Origin of the sequence: Bradyrhizobium sp. CCGB12 (assembly GCF_024199845.1) — a bacterium.
In the GTDB taxonomy this organism is placed as follows: domain Bacteria; phylum Pseudomonadota; class Alphaproteobacteria; order Rhizobiales; family Xanthobacteraceae; genus Bradyrhizobium.
This window is the reverse complement of the sequence record NZ_JANADO010000001.1, coordinates 8,178,984-8,193,622: the sequence shown is the minus strand read 5'-3', so window position 1 is coordinate 8,193,622 and position 14,639 is coordinate 8,178,984. Positions and strand designations below refer to the sequence as shown.

Sequence of the window (14,639 nt, the reverse complement as noted above, 5' to 3'; positions counted from 1 at the left end):
GAAATCCGCCACACTTCGTCACACGCTGAAGTAGTATATTGTGCTGTAAGTTTGTTAGGACTTTCCGCGCTTGATCGGCGCCTGTGCATTTCACGATTCGCTGCTGTCAGGATTTTGGGCCATGAACGATGCCGCCTCGAAGCCTCCCTTCGATCCCTCGATCCCGGTCTCGCCGAACAATCCCTGCCCGTTCCTGCGCGGCCTCGTCGGCGAAGGCTTCGTCGATGGCGGCACCGTCCCGCTCAACACGCTGTCGCAGACCATCGCGAATGCGAGCGGCGAGACGGGGTTGAAGAAGATCTCGGCCCGCATCCAGGTCCGCGGTGTTGCGATGATCGCCAACGGTCTCGGTCACATCCTGAAGAGCATCTGGTCGGGCGCGCAGCTCGACGCGCTGCGCGGCGGCCCGCTCGACAAGCGCGGCGCCGGCTCGCGCATCCTCGGCGTCGACGGCAAAGTCAACGAGGACGAGATCGCGCGGCTCGCGAGCTTCGGCCGGACCTACACCGACCCGAACACCGGCAGCAGCGAGCCCGGCCTCAACGCCGCGGAAATCAAGAGCTTCATGCGCGACAACCTCAAGCGCGCCGGCAGCGCCGCACGCTGGTACTACCCGCTACTGATGAAGTTCGAATGGCCCATCCTCCTGAAGATCATCGGCAAGGGCAAGACGGACGAGGAGCGCTATCTCAGCGTGGCCGACGTGCACACGCTGTTCAACGAGCGCAAATTCCCCGACCGCATCAACCAGCGGATATTGTCGCAGCCGCTGCTGTCGGCCTGCCAACTCCGCTTTCGCTGGGCCGTCGCGCTCACGGCGCTCGTCATCGGCCTCGGTCTCGTCGCCCTCGTCGCGGTCGCCGAATTCCCCAACCAGGTTCGCGCCATGCTGCCGCAGAAGGGCGTCCTCGTGAATCTTCTGCCGCCGCCCTTGCCCGCGGTCCCGGAAACGAAGGCAGCTTACTGGCTCGAGCAAAACTGGTCGCTGAAGGACCGGCACTGGTTTCACCATGCCAGCCAGGGCACAGCGACTTTCCCGGTGCCCTATGAGTGGTTCGTGGCGCTGGAGCAGCCGCGCCTTCATCTGTTCTCAAAGCCGGGCATGATGAAGGAGAGCGCCTATCTCGAGCGCTTCGGCTTCATCCCGAGCCCGCAGTCGATCCAGACCGACACGGCGACGCTGCGCCGCTTCGGCTACGCCAATGTCTACGAGACGTCACAGGCCTCGGACTGGTCGACGAGATGGACGCCGGCGGAGAACGTCGACGGCCTGCCGGTCGGCTTCGCCCGGATGACCGGCGTGGTCGATCCAGCGACGGGCCGCCGCGAAGAGGACAAGATCGGGCTGACCTGCGCGGCCTGTCATACCGGCCAGATCCACTATCAGGGCGTCGACGTCCGCTTCGACGGTGGTCCGGCGATGACCGACCTCAAGAAGCTCGAGCTCGCGACCGGCCTGTCGATCGCCTACACGCTCTACGTCCCGTTCCGCTTCCAGCGCTTCGCCGATCGCATGCTTGGCGCCGAGGCCAGCAAGACGGACCGCGCCGCGCTCAAGCAGAAACTCAGCACGATCGGCAGCTTCCTGATCGACTGGGCCAAGAATTACGAGAAGACAATCGAGGGCAAGAAGACCTGGGACGGCAAGGAGCAGCAGGACACCGAGGAAGGGTTCGGCCGGCTCGACGCCCTCAACCGTATCGGCAACCAGGTCTTTTCGCAGGATCTCGCTCTGAGCGGGATCAAGGGATTCGAGAAGAACCTGCATGCCCAGGACGCGCCGGTCAGCTACCCCGCGATCTGGACCGTGCCGTGGTTCAAGTTCGCCCAGTACGACGCCTCGATCGAGCAGCCGCTGATCCGCAACGCCGGCGAAGCCCTCGGCGTGACCGCCCTGCTCAACCTGTCCGACGCCTATCCGGAGGACAGGCTGTGGCGCTCCTCGGTCAACATCAGGACAATCGGCTGGATCGAGGACATGCTGAGAGGCCCTGATCCGTTCAAGCCGGCCGATCCTTCGAGCGGTCCGAAGTTCGGCGGCCTGCTCGCGCCGAAATGGCCTTCGCAGATCCTCGGCGACGCATGGAGACTGAAGCCCGATCGCGTCGAGCGCGGCCGCACCATCTACACCGAGATGTGTTCGGGATGCCATTTGCCGGCCGTCGACACTCCGGCCTTCTGGTCGTCGAAGCATTGGGAGCCGAACGGCGACAGCAAGGTCCTGAACGCGGTGACGATCCCCCTCGACGAGATCAAGACGGATCCCGAACAGTCGCTCGTTCTCAGCAAGAGGACCGTCGATGTGCCCGGCTTCCTGAAGGTGAACACGGCCGACCTGCAGAAATGGTGGCAATGCGATATCCCGACCGCGAGTTCGCCGACCGAGATGGTCTATGCCCTCGGCCTCATGACGGTGGTCGATCTCGTCGCCCGCAAATGGATGGACGACGAGAAGATCCCGGAGGCCGAACGCGCGCAAATGTGGAATCTCGCGCGCAAGAACTGTCTCAATCCGGCGCCTGATCCGCGCTATCGCGCGCGGCCGCTGAACGGCATCTGGGCGACGGCGCCTTACCTGCACAACGGTTCGGTACCTTCGCTGTACTGGCTGCTGAAGCCGGCGAGCGAGCGTCCGCAAAAATTCTGCATGGGCCGCCGCGACTATGATCCCGAGACGGTCGGTTTCGCAGTCACCGCCAACGAGCGCTGCAAGTCGGGTGAAACGGAGTTCTCTGCGACGGGACCTGACGGCAAGCCGATCCAAGGCAACAGCGTGCTCGGCCATTCCTTCGAACGCAAGCAAGGCGAACCGAAACGCCCCGGCGTGATCGGTCGCATGTTCAAGGACGATGCCGAACGCTACGATCTGATCGAGTATCTGAAGACGCTGTGAGCTGCCGTTCACCTCTCCCCGCCTGCGCGGAGAGGTCGGAACTCATCCACACCGTCATTGCGAGCGCAGCGAAGCAATCCAGACTGTCTTCGCGGAGGCAGTCTGGATTGCTTCGTCGCAAGAGCTCCTCGCAATGACGGAGAATGAGGCCTCTCCGCAGACTCAACCTTCACCGCCATCACGGAAACAGCCCCTCTCCCCGTAAGAACGGGGCGAGGGAGCGCACCGCCACTCTCACTTGAACAGCGGCGTGCCGGGCACGAAGGCGTCGAAGGCGGCCCAGAACTGGGAGCGGTAGCGGTCCTGCTCCTGCAGGATCTCGTGCTTGGCGCCGGCAATCACGAGATGGGAGCCGGCGCGCAAATGATAGGCGAACTCCTCGATGGCCGCGGTCGAGACCACGGTGTCGTTGGAGGCCGCCAGCATCAAGATCGGCTGGCGGATCTCCGAGGGGTAGTTCATGCCCTTGAAGGTGTGCATCGCGCGGAACGCTGTATCGGCCCAGGCCACCGTCGGCGACGCCAACCCGAGCGTCGGATCCTCCTCCAGGATCGCGGCATTGCGCGCATAGCGCACGGGATCGCTGGTCAGGGGATTGTTGATGAAGGGATTGAGCCCGGTGATGTGGTCGTTGCCGCCGGGGACATAGCGGCCGCCCTGCCCGAGCAGACGCATCGTCCTGAGCAGCATCCGCGCCGGAAGCGACGTAGCGCGGCCGGGCAGATCGATCATCGGCGCCGACAGCACCATGCGATCGAACCAGCGCTTGCCGGCGTGCGCCACCCGCAGCAGCACGGTGCCCCCCATGGAATGGGCGAGCGCGAAGAACGGCGGCGGGCAATCCGGCAACACAACCTGCTGCACGAAGGTCTCGACGTCGACCTCGAAATCGGCGAAGTCGCGCACATAGCCCTTGCGCGGATCGCGCAGGCGGCGCGACGAATGGCCCTGCCCGCGCCAGTCGATCATCGCCACGGCAAAGCCGCGGTCGCGCAGGTCGCGCACGGTCTCGAAATATTTCTCGATCTGCTCGCTGCGCCCGGTGAAGACGCAGACGGTGCCCTTGCGGCCCGCCGGCGGCGCCCAGCGCGCAAAGCGCAGCTCGGCGCCATCGGGGGTCTTGATGGTACCGCTGACGACGTTTTCGGGGACGGGATTGGACGGGATCGAGACCAGCGTCATGATTGGAAGTGCTTGGGCGCCAAGTGCTGTAAGACAAGTGCTGTAAGACAAGTGCTGCAAATCAAGGGGCGGGAGCGCCGAAAAGGCGCTTTGTGCCGCCCTCTTGAACGCCGTCTCGTTCCACCCATATCATTTTCGTGCAGGCCGCTACCAGTGTTTCGGAACCGGAACATCAGGCTGCACACAGACGAAAGCCCGGCCCGATTGGCGGGCAGGTTACCCGAACAGTCGCTCAATGGAGGACTTGACCATGCGTAGCTATGATCTCACCCCGTTCTATCGTTCCACCGTCGGCTTTGACCGCCTCTTCAACTTGCTCGACCAGGCCGGTTCGGACGGCAGCCCCGGTTATCCCCCCTACAACATCGAGCGTACCGGCGAGAACGCCTACCGCATCACCGTTGCGGTCTCGGGCTTCGCCAAGGATGAGCTCTCCATCGTCGCGAAGGAAAACACGCTGACGATCAAGGGCGAGAAGGTCGCCAACGAGAACTCGAAGTCCGAAGTGCTCTATCGCGGCATTGCCGCACGCGCCTTCGAGCGCGCCTTCCAGCTTGCCGATTTCGTGCAGGTGAAGGACGCCTCGCTCGAGAACGGCCTGCTTCACGTCGACCTCGTCCGCGAGATTCCCGAGGCCAAGAAGCCGCGCCAGATCGCGATCAACACCAGCGCTCCAAAGGCGCAGGTGATCGAGAGCTCGGTCGCCGCCTAAGCACATCGACACCACCAAGTTGCGAAAACGCCCCGGTGCCCCGGGGCGTTTTTTCGTTTTGCTCTATGTCGTCCCGGCGAAGGCCGGGACCCATAGCCACAGGGAGTGGTTGGGCTAGGTCCCGGCCTTCGCCGGGACGACACCGAAAATGTAGCGCGAGTTCGATCAAGCCAACGCCGCTAGTCCAATCCCTGCGCCGCCGGCATCTCCTGGGTCGGCAGGATCGTTGCCGCCGGCTTGGCTTGACCGACGGTTGGAGCAGCGGCTTGCGGCACGGCCTCGGCGGGCTTGGCCTGCATGGCAGCGGTCTGCTGCGCGGGCTGGGCTTGAGTCTGCTGCGGCGCTTGAGCCTGCGGCGCCTGGGCCTGAGGCGCTTGGGCCTGCGGCGCTTGGGCCTGCGGTGACGCTTGAAACTGCTGCGGCGCGGGCTCGACCGGCTTCGACGCGACCACCGGCGTCTCGGCGCGCCGCGGCGCGGCCTTGGGCAGCGGCACGGTGCGGCTCGCCACGTGCGGGATTGAAGCCGGCGGGCGCGGCGGGCCGCTGCGGATCACGGTCGGCGGCGGCAGCGCGCTTTGCGGGCCGTAAGGCGCGACCGCGCGCCCCTCATAGGCGGGCGCCATGCCATAGGCGTCAGCGGCCGGCATGAAACGGATGATCCGCCCGTCGCGGGCGTCGATCACCAGCCGGCCATCGTCGCCGCGGCGGTCGATCACCGCGATGGTGTAGACGCTGCCGCGCAGTCGCGGGATGCCGAGGGGCGAGAAGCCGTTGTCGCGCAGCACCGCGTAGACTTCGGTCGACGGCAGCAGTGCCGGGGCCGGGCCGCGCTCCTCGTAGCCATAGCCGTAGCCATAGCGCGGCGGCGGGGGCGGCGCGGCCTCCGGGGGCCCATACGGTCCGTCGAAATCCGACACCACGATAACCCCTCCCGCGATACCGTTCGCGGGAACCTGCGCATGCCCGGCGCTGGCTGCCAGCGCCAGCGTGGCGGCGGCCACACATCCTGTGAAAAACTTCATGGTCGAGACGCTCCTGTCAGGCCCTCCCGATGGCCGCCCCTCTTTCGCTTCTCGCGGCGTGGCGCACCTTCCGAAGGGTTGATGCGAAGCTTCATTTGGGATTTCGGCACCCGCGGGGCCGGATCAGGGCGCGTTTGCTTCAAAACCGGGGCCGCGCAACTTTCGGAAAGCGATTGATTGACATATCGGGAATCGGGACTTCCGCGCGCTTGTGTGCTAGACAAAAATTTGGCAAGGTGATGGTTAGGACAGGAAAGCTGTCTCAATTTTGCTTGCGGTTCCGGCACAGGGATTGCAGCGAAAACTGGTGCTCTCGAGCGCCAGGAAGGTACCAGGCAAAGCCGTTCTCGGGGACGTAGAACGCCTAGGCCTGAATTTAAGAAAATGCGGCTCGCGAGCGGACGAGCGGTGACCCAGAGGCGGGTGCCGCGGAACGCCCAAGGTGCGCCGAAGATGGCGGTGAGGCAGCTTGCCGCATGGAGAGGATAGGAACAATGAACGGGTCGCAATTCGAGCGCGCAAACATCGTGGCAGAAGAGCTGTCGGCGACGGTCGCCTCGAAAACGACCGATCCGATTCAGGAACATAATTCGCGCCCCAAAGCCGAAGGCCTCTACGATCCGAGCCTCGAGAAGGATTCCTGCGGTGTCGGCTTCATCGCCAACATCAAGGGCAGGAAGTCGCACGAGATCGTCGCGGACGCGCTCAACATCCTCTGCAACCTCGAGCATCGCGGCGCGGTCGGCGCCGACCCGCGCGCCGGAGACGGCGCCGGCATTCTGGTGCAGATCCCGCACGCCTTCTTCAGCCGCAAGGCCGGGGAGCTCGGCTTCAAGCTGCCGGCGCCCGGCGAATACGCCATCGGCGCGCTGTTCATGCCGCGCGACACCGCCTGGCGCAACGTCATCAAGAGCATCATCGCCGACCAGATCAAGGAAGAGGGCCTGACGCTGCTCGGCTGGCGCGACGTGCCGACCGACAATTCCTCGCTCGGCGTCACCGTGAAGCCGACCGAGCCGGCCTGCATGCAGGTGTTCATCGGGCGCAACGGCACCGCCAAGACCGAGGACGACTTCGAGCGCCGGCTCTACATCCTGCGCAAGTCGATCTCGCAGGCGATCTACCAGCGCCGCGACCGCGGCCTTGCCGGCTATTATCCCTGCTCGCTGTCGTGCCGCACCGTGATCTACAAGGGCATGTTCCTCGCCGACCAGCTCGGCAAGTACTATCCCGACCTGCACGAGAAGGATTTTGAGAGCGCGCTCGCACTCGTGCACCAGCGCTTCTCGACCAACACTTTCCCGGCCTGGTCGCTGGCGCATCCCTATCGCATGATCGCGCACAACGGCGAGATCAACACGCTGCGCGGCAACGTCAACTGGATGGCGGCGCGGCAGGCCTCAGTGAGCTCCGAGCTCTACGGCAAGGAGATCAACCGGCTCTGGCCGATCTCCTATGAGGGACAGTCCGACACCGCCTGCTTCGACAACGCGCTCGAATTCCTGGTGCAGGGCGGCTACTCGCTGCCGCACGCCGTGATGATGATGATTCCGGAGGCGTGGGCCGGCAATCCCCTGATGGATGAGAAGCGCCGCGCCTTCTACGAATATCACGCCGCGCTGATGGAGCCGTGGGACGGCCCCGCCGCGATCGCCTTCACCGACGGCCGCCAGATCGGCGCCACGCTCGACCGCAACGGCCTGCGGCCGGCGCGCTATCTCGTGACCAAGGACGACCGCATCGTGATGGCGTCCGAGATGGGCGTGCTGACGATCCCCGAGGACCAGATCATCACCAAGTGGCGCTTGCAGCCCGGCAAGATGCTGCTGGTCGACCTCGAGCAGGGCCGCCTGATCCCCGACGACGAGATCAAGGCCGAGCTTGCCAAGAGCCATCCCTACAAGGAGTGGCTGGAGCGGACCCAGATCGTGCTGGAAGAGCTGCCGAAGGTGCCGACGACAGGCGTGCGCTCGAACCTGTCCCTGCTCGACCGCCAGCAGGCGTTCGGCTACAGCCAGGAAGACGTCACCATCCTGATGACGCCGATGGCGGCCACCGGCGAGGAAGCCGCGGGCTCGATGGGCAACGACACGCCGATCTCGGCGCTGTCGGACAAGGCCAAGCCGCTGTTCACCTACTTCAAGCAGAACTTCGCGCAGGTCACCAACCCGCCGATCGACCCGATCCGCGAGGAGCTGGTGATGAGCCTCGTCTCCATCATCGGACCGCGGCCGAACTTGTTCGATCTCCAGGGCATGGCCACCACCAAGCGCCTCGAAGTGCGCCAGCCGATCCTGACCGACGCCGATCTGGAAAAGATCCGCTCGATCTCCGACGTGGCCGAATCGCACTTCAAGTCGCGCACGCTCGACACCACCTTCCACGCCGGTCTCGGCGCAGCCGGCATGGACCAGGTGCTCGACGAGCTCTGCGCGCGTGCGGAAGCCGCCGTCCGCGAGGGCGTCAACATTATCATCCTGTCCGACCGCATGGTCGGCACCGACCGGGTGCCGATCCCGGCCCTGCTGGCCTGCGCCGCCGTGCATCATCATCTGATCCGCGTCGGACTGCGCACCTCGGTCGGCCTCGTCGTCGAATCCGGCGAGCCGCGCGAAGTGCATCACTTTGCCTGTCTTGCCGGCTACGGCGCCGAAGCGATCAATCCCTATCTTGCGTTCGAGACCATCATCGCGATGAAGGACCGCCTGCCCGGCTCGCTCGACGACTACGAGATCGTCAAGCGCTACATCAAGTCGATCGGCAAGGGCCTGCTCAAGGTGATGTCCAAGATGGGCATCTCGACCTACCAGTCATATTGCGGCGCGCAGATTTTTGACGCGGTCGGTCTCAAGGCTGATTTCGTCGCCAAGTTCTTCGCCGGTACGCATACCCGCGTCGAGGGCGTCGGCCTTGGCGAGATCGCGGAGGAGGCGGTGCGCCGCCATGCCGACGCGTTTGGCGAGGCACAGGTCTACAAGAGCGCGCTCGACGTCGGCGGCGAATATGCCTACCGCAGCCGCGGCGAGGACCATGCCTGGACCGCCGAGTCGGTGTCGCTGCTCCAGCACGCCGCGCGCGGCAATTCGCAGGAGCGCTACCGCGCCTTCGCAAAAATCCTCAACGAGCAGTCTGAGCGGCTTCTGACGCTGCGCGGCCTGTTCCGGATCAAGAACGCGGACGAAGAGAAGCGCAAGCCTGTAGCCCTCGACCAGGTCGAGCCGGCCAAGGACATCGTCAAGCGCTTCGCCACGGGTGCGATGAGCTTCGGCTCGATCTCGCGCGAGGCACACACCACGCTCGCGATCGCCATGAACCGGATCGGCGGCAAGTCGAACACCGGCGAGGGTGGCGAGGAAGCCGACCGCTTCAAGCCGATGCCGAACGGCGATTCCATGCGCTCGGCGATCAAGCAGGTCGCCTCTGGCCGCTTCGGCGTCACCACGGAGTATCTCGTCAACTCCGACATGATGCAGATCAAGATGGCGCAGGGCGCCAAGCCCGGCGAAGGCGGCCAGCTGCCCGGCCACAAGGTCGACGCGACCATCGCCAAGGTCCGGCACTCGACGCCGGGCGTCGGCCTGATCTCGCCGCCGCCGCACCACGACATCTACTCGATCGAGGATCTGGCGCAGCTCATCTACGACCTCAAGAACGTCAACCCGACCGGTGACGTCTCGGTCAAGCTCGTCTCCGAGATCGGCGTCGGCACGGTGGCCGCGGGCGTCGCCAAGGCGCGCGCCGACCATGTCACCATCGCGGGCTTCGAGGGCGGCACCGGTGCTTCGCCGCTGACCTCGATCAAGCACGCCGGCTCCCCGTGGGAGATCGGCCTCGCCGAAACCCATCAGACGCTGGTGCGCGAGCGGCTGCGCAGCCGCATCGTGGTCCAGGTCGACGGCGGCTTCCGCACCGGCCGTGACGTCGTGATCGGCGCGCTGCTGGGTGCCGATGAGTTCGGCTTCGCCACTGCACCGCTGATCGCGGCAGGCTGCATCATGATGCGCAAGTGCCACCTCAACACCTGTCCGGTCGGTGTTGCGACGCAGGATCCGGTGCTGCGCAAGCGCTTCACCGGCCAGCCCGAGCACGTCATCAACTATTTCTTCTTCGTCGCGGAAGAAGTCCGCGAGATCATGGCGAGCCTCGGCTTCCGCACCTTCAACGAGATGGTCGGCCAGGTTCAGCTGCTCGACCAGACCAGGCTGGTTGCGCACTGGAAGGCCAAGGGCCTCGACTTCTCAAAACTGTTCGTCAAGCAGAAGGAAGAGAAGGGTCAGAAGATCTATCACTCCGAGCGCCAGAACCATCATCTGGAAGCGGTGCTCGACCGCACGCTGATCGAGAAGGCGACGCCTGCGCTCGACCGCGGCGCGCCGGTGAAGATCGAAGCCGCAATCAACAGCACCAACCGCTCCGCGGGCGCGATGCTGTCGGGCGCGGTCGCCAAGATCTACGGCCATGCCGGCCTGCCGCACGACACGATCCATGTCGGTCTCAAGGGCACCGCCGGCCAGGCTTTCGGCGCGTGGCTGGCGCAGGGCGTCACCTTCGAGCTCGAAGGCGAAGCCAACGACTATGTCGGCAAGGGCCTCTCGGGCGGCAAGATCATCGTCAAGCCGCCTGCCAACAGCGGCATCGTGCCGGAAGAAAGCATCATCGTCGGCAACACCGTGATGTACGGCGCCATTCAAGGCGAGTGCTACTTCCGTGGTGTCGCCGGCGAGCGCTTCGCCGTGCGCAACTCGGGTGCGGTGGCGGTCGTCGAAGGCGCCGGCGATCATTGCTGTGAATACATGACAGGCGGCATCGTGGTCGTGCTCGGCAAGACCGGGCGCAACTTCGCGGCCGGCATGTCCGGCGGCATCGCCTATGTGCTCGACGAGACCGGTGGCTTCGACAAGCTGTGCAACCTCAGCATGGTCGAGCTCGAGCCGGTGCTGTCGGAAGAGCTGATCAACGCCGGCACCTACAATCATTCAGGTGACCTCGAGTCGCACGGCCGGGTCGACGTGTTCAAGAACCTGCTCGATTCCGACGTCGAGCGCCTCCACGTCCTGATCTCGCGCCATGCGAAAGCAACCGGCTCCAAGCGCGCCGCCGACATCCTTGCCAATTGGAAGGAATGGCTGCCCAAATTCCGCAAGGTGATGCCGGTCGAATACCGGCGCGCGCTGCGCGAAATGGCCGCCAACGCGGACGCCGAGCCGAAAATCGCGATCGGGGCGTAATCATATCAGCGCCCGTCATTGCGAGCGCAGCGAAGCAATCCAGACTTTCTCCTCAGCAGCAGACTGGATTGCTTCGTCGCTTCGCTCCTCGCAATGACGGTTGAAGCAGCAACAAACGACTAAGCGGCAGGGACTTCGGGTTTAATGGGCAAGATCACGGGTTTTCTCGAAATCGAACGGCACGACCGCAAGTACACCCCGGTCGCCGAGCGCGTGAAGCATTACAGCGAGTTCGTCGTTCCCTTGACCGAGAAGGAAACGCGCGACCAGGCCGCGCGCTGCATGAACTGCGGCATTCCCTATTGCCACGGCACCGGCTCGGTCGCGCCCGGCACGCCCGGCTGCCCGGTCAACAACCAGATCCCCGACTGGAACGACCTCGTCTACCAGGGCAATTGGGAAGAAGCCTCGCGCAACCTGCACTCGACCAACAATTTCCCGGAGTTCACGGGACGCATCTGCCCGGCGCCGTGCGAAGCCTCCTGCACGCTCAACATCGACGACAACCCCGTCACCATCAAGACCATCGAATGCGCAATCGTCGATCGCGCCTGGGACAATGGCTGGCTGAAGCCGGAAGTCGCCGCCGTGAAGACCGGCAAGAAGGTCGCCGTGATCGGCTCGGGTCCGGCCGGCATGGCCTGCGCGCAGCAGCTCGCCCGCGCCGGCCACGACGTGCATCTGTTCGAGAAGTACGCCAAGGCCGGCGGCCTGCTGCGCTACGGCATCCCCGACTTCAAGATGGAGAAGGGCGTCATCGACCGCCGCGTCAAGCAGATGGAAGGCGAAGGCGTCACCTTCCACTACAACAGCCATGTCGGCGCTGGCGGCAATGTCGATCCGCGCGAGATGCTCAACGAGTTCGACGCAGTGGCGCTGACCGGCGGCGCGGAAGCCCCGCGCGACCTGCCGATCCCCGGCCGCGAGCTTCAGGGCATTCACTACGCCATGGACTTCCTGCCGCAGCAGAACCGCCGCGTCTCCGAGGAGCCGCTCGGCGGCGTCCAGGAGATTCTGGCCGACGGCAAGCACGTCGTCGTCATCGGCGGCGGCGACACCGGCTCTGACTGCATCGGCACCTCGCTGCGGCAGGGCGCGCTGTCGGTGACCCAGCTCGAGATCATGCCCGCCCCGCCCGAGCGCGAGAACAAGGGCCTGACCTGGCCGAACTGGCCCTTGAAGATGCGGACGTCCTCCAGCCAGGCTGAAGGCGCCGTGCGCGAATTCGCCGTGCTGACGCAAAAGTTCTCTGGCGAGAACGGCAAGGTCAAGAAGCTGCACTGCGTGCACGTCGACGACAAGTTCAAGCCGATTGCCGGCACCGAGTTCGAGCTCGATGCCGAGCTCGTCCTGCTCGCCATGGGCTTCGTCCATCCCGTACACGAGGGCCTGCTCAAGATGCTCTCGGTCGAGCTCGACCCGCGCGGCAACGTCAAGGCCAACACGCTCGACTACCAGACCTCGCGCCCGAACGTGTTCACGGCCGGCGACATGCGCCGCGGGCAATCGCTGGTGGTGTGGGCCATCCGCGAGGGCCGGCTGTGCGCCCGGTCGATCGATACGTTCCTGATGGGGAAGACGGATCTGCCGCGGTAAACGGCTGTCGTCCTGGCGAAAGCCAGGACCCATACCGCGGAATCTATCGATGGGCCGATGGTCGCAGTACCGAGTGCCCAGTCTTCGCCACACTCTTCCCTGGGGTAATGGGTCCTGGCTTTCGCCAGGACGACGTCGAGGGCTTGGCTCCGCCAGTGACCCTTGCGACTAACCGCTAATTCTGCAGCCTCACCCCCAGCATCACCACCGTCCCCTGCGAGCTCGCCGACGCCACGTTCGAATCCAGGATGTCGTGGCGCAGCGTGCCTTTGATCCAGACGTTGCGGTTGAGCTTGTAGATCAAATTGCCTTCGAGCGAGTAGGTCTTGTCGTTGCGATTCTGGTTCTGATAGTCGTACGTGCCGTAGGTGAACTTGCCGACGGCGGTGAGCCAGCGGCGGAAGTCGTGGTCGACTTCGGCGGCGTAGGTGCGCACCAGCACGCCGGAGGAGCCAGGAATCGTGGTCTCGTTGATCTGCGTGTCGGTGAAGAATTTCACCGTGGTGAGGCCGCTCGCATTCCAGATCAGTGAGCCCGTGGTGAGGAAGCCCGCGAGCTGGCTGAGACGCGGATCGGTATAGTTGCGCGCGGAATAGCCGACCGAGATTTCGCCGGTGAGGATGCGCGAGAACTCGAAGGACGAGCCGACCTTGGCATAGCCGCCGTTCGAATCGCGGAAATAGCCGTTGCGATCGGCGGCCTGGTCGTGCACGCGGGTGTCGCCCTCGATCTCGACGAACGGTTTCAAGCCCGGTTTCAGGTCGTAGGAGAACCGCCCCACACCGCCATATTGATTGAAGTCGCGGTCGGTGTTGGCAAAGGTCGAGCCGTCGGTGAGCTTGGAGTCGGTGTAGGCGGTGCGATCGACGGTGGCGCCGGCCGCCACCTGGAAGCGGTTGAAGGTCTGGTCGAAGCCGAGGGTCGTGCCGTAGGTGGCGTAGACAGGGTATTTCTGCAAGCCGGCCTGTACGTTCGGGCTGCCGGGATTGTCGGTGGCTAGCCGCAGACGGAGCTGCGAGAGGAGCTTGAAATCGCGGGTGACGTCGACGCGGCCGTCGACATGGCCGGTGAAATCGGGGCGGTCGATCTCGACCGGCGACGGCGAGGCGAAGCCGTTGATCGTCGCCGGCATGTTGTTGGTGTAGCCCGAGAACGAGCCGCGCAAATCGGCGACCAGCGCATGGCGCTCCCAGTCGGACACCACGAGGAGGTCGGGCGCGACCACATAGGCCGGCGATCCCACGGGCTTGTTGAGGCGCGCCGGATTGGTGTCGTAGCCGGCGGAGAGTTCGAGCCCGCCCTTGATCAGGAAGCTGCCGGCATAATCGCCGACCGCGCCGAACGGATCCTCGTCAAGCTTGAGACGACGACGCAGCGGCTGGCCGGGCACGTTGCCCGCCATCGCCGGCGGCACCGGTACCTTGTGCGCGGTCTCGGAGGGCGGCGGTGCGATGCGCGGCGGGCCAAGCGTCCGCTCCGGCGTTGCCGGCGGCACCGGTGAGCCGGGGCCGGGCGGCCGCTTCGGCTTCGGCTGGCCGGGATAGAGCTTGGGCTGCTGCCGCTTGCGGTTGAGCGAGTCGTAACCGGAGCCGCTCGCGCCGTTGGCGGCGGGCAGGCCGTAGGTCGGGACCTGACCGGTCGGGCCTTGTCCGGCGCGCGGGGCGGCCGCCGGCTGCTGGCGCCGGCGCGGATCGTTGGGATCGGGCAGCGTCGGCAAAGCGTCTGACGGCGCCTGCGGCACACCGGCGGTGCGCCGTGTCGGCAGCGTATCGGGCGAGGCGAAGCCGCCGCGGTTGGGATTGAACAGATCGGGTGTGAGGCTCTGGGCCAAAGCCGGTGCGCTGTCAAAGGCCGTCAGCACCAGCCACGGCAAAGCCGCGCGCAGGAAATGCGCGCGTTTGCTCCGGCCCCTGCCTGGAGACGACCCCACGATGAAAGAACTCCAACGAAATCAAACACTTTCATGACGACCTCCGCCGGTAGGCGGGAACCATCCTTAATGGAGT

The 14,639-nt window shown here is 65.1% G+C and carries 7 protein-coding genes; 4 read left to right on the top strand and 3 right to left on the bottom strand.

Annotated elements, in window-relative coordinates; genetic code table 11:
* Positions 1-121 precede the first annotated feature (121 nt).
* A complete protein-coding gene (locus NLM27_RS37595; RefSeq protein ID WP_254148057.1) occupies positions 122-2,893 on the top strand; it encodes a di-heme-cytochrome C peroxidase in 2,772 nt (923 codons plus the stop codon).
* A gap of 234 nt (positions 2,894-3,127) precedes the next feature.
* On the opposite strand, the gene NLM27_RS37590 is transcribed toward NLM27_RS37595, so the two are convergent.
* On the bottom strand, positions 3,128-4,075 hold the full coding sequence (locus NLM27_RS37590; protein ID WP_254148056.1) for an alpha/beta fold hydrolase: 948 nt from the start codon (positions 4,073-4,075) through the stop codon (positions 3,128-3,130).
* A 250-nt stretch (positions 4,076-4,325) separates the two neighbouring features.
* Between NLM27_RS37590 and NLM27_RS37585 the strand changes: the two genes are divergently transcribed.
* Complete coding sequence (locus NLM27_RS37585) at positions 4,326-4,787, top strand: Hsp20 family protein (protein WP_254148055.1); 462 nt, start codon at positions 4,326-4,328, stop codon at positions 4,785-4,787.
* Between the two features lie 179 nt (positions 4,788-4,966).
* Here NLM27_RS37585 and NLM27_RS37580 read toward each other — a convergent pair whose 3' ends face one another.
* The gene (locus tag NLM27_RS37580; RefSeq protein ID WP_254148054.1) at positions 4,967-5,809 is read right to left on the bottom strand and encodes a hypothetical protein; all 843 of its coding nucleotides are present in this window, start codon (positions 5,807-5,809) and stop codon (positions 4,967-4,969) included.
* A gap of 494 nt (positions 5,810-6,303) precedes the next feature.
* Here NLM27_RS37580 and gltB point away from each other — a divergent pair, with 494 nt between their 5' ends.
* Together gltB and NLM27_RS37570 are read left to right on the top strand one after the other, a co-directional pair.
* Positions 6,304-11,037: a glutamate synthase large subunit gene (gene gltB / locus NLM27_RS37575; protein ID WP_254148053.1), complete on the top strand. Its 4,734-nt coding sequence runs from the start codon at positions 6,304-6,306 to the stop codon at positions 11,035-11,037.
* 144 nt (positions 11,038-11,181) lie between these two features.
* Positions 11,182-12,633 (top strand): glutamate synthase subunit beta, encoded by a 1,452-nt coding sequence (locus NLM27_RS37570; protein ID WP_254148052.1) that lies wholly within the window; start codon positions 11,182-11,184, stop codon positions 12,631-12,633.
* Positions 12,634-12,808: 175 nt separating this feature from the next.
* On the opposite strand, the gene NLM27_RS37565 is transcribed toward NLM27_RS37570, so the two are convergent.
* Positions 12,809-14,563: an outer membrane beta-barrel protein gene (locus NLM27_RS37565; RefSeq protein ID WP_254148051.1), complete on the bottom strand. Its 1,755-nt coding sequence runs from the start codon at positions 14,561-14,563 to the stop codon at positions 12,809-12,811.
* Between the last annotated feature and the right edge of the window lie 76 nt (positions 14,564-14,639).

Coding starts and splice junctions, on each gene's coding strand:
- NLM27_RS37595 (WP_254148057.1), top strand. CDS start 122: ATGAACGATGCCGCCTCGAAGCCTCCCTTCGATCCCTCGATCCCGGTC.
- NLM27_RS37590 (WP_254148056.1), bottom strand. CDS start 4,075: ATGACGCTGGTCTCGATCCCGTCCAATCCCGTCCCCGAAAACGTCGTC.
- NLM27_RS37585 (WP_254148055.1), top strand. CDS start 4,326: ATGCGTAGCTATGATCTCACCCCGTTCTATCGTTCCACCGTCGGCTTT.
- NLM27_RS37580 (WP_254148054.1), bottom strand. CDS start 5,809: ATGAAGTTTTTCACAGGATGTGTGGCCGCCGCCACGCTGGCGCTGGCA.
- gltB (WP_254148053.1), top strand. CDS start 6,304: ATGAACGGGTCGCAATTCGAGCGCGCAAACATCGTGGCAGAAGAGCTG.
- NLM27_RS37570 (WP_254148052.1), top strand. CDS start 11,182: ATGGGCAAGATCACGGGTTTTCTCGAAATCGAACGGCACGACCGCAAG.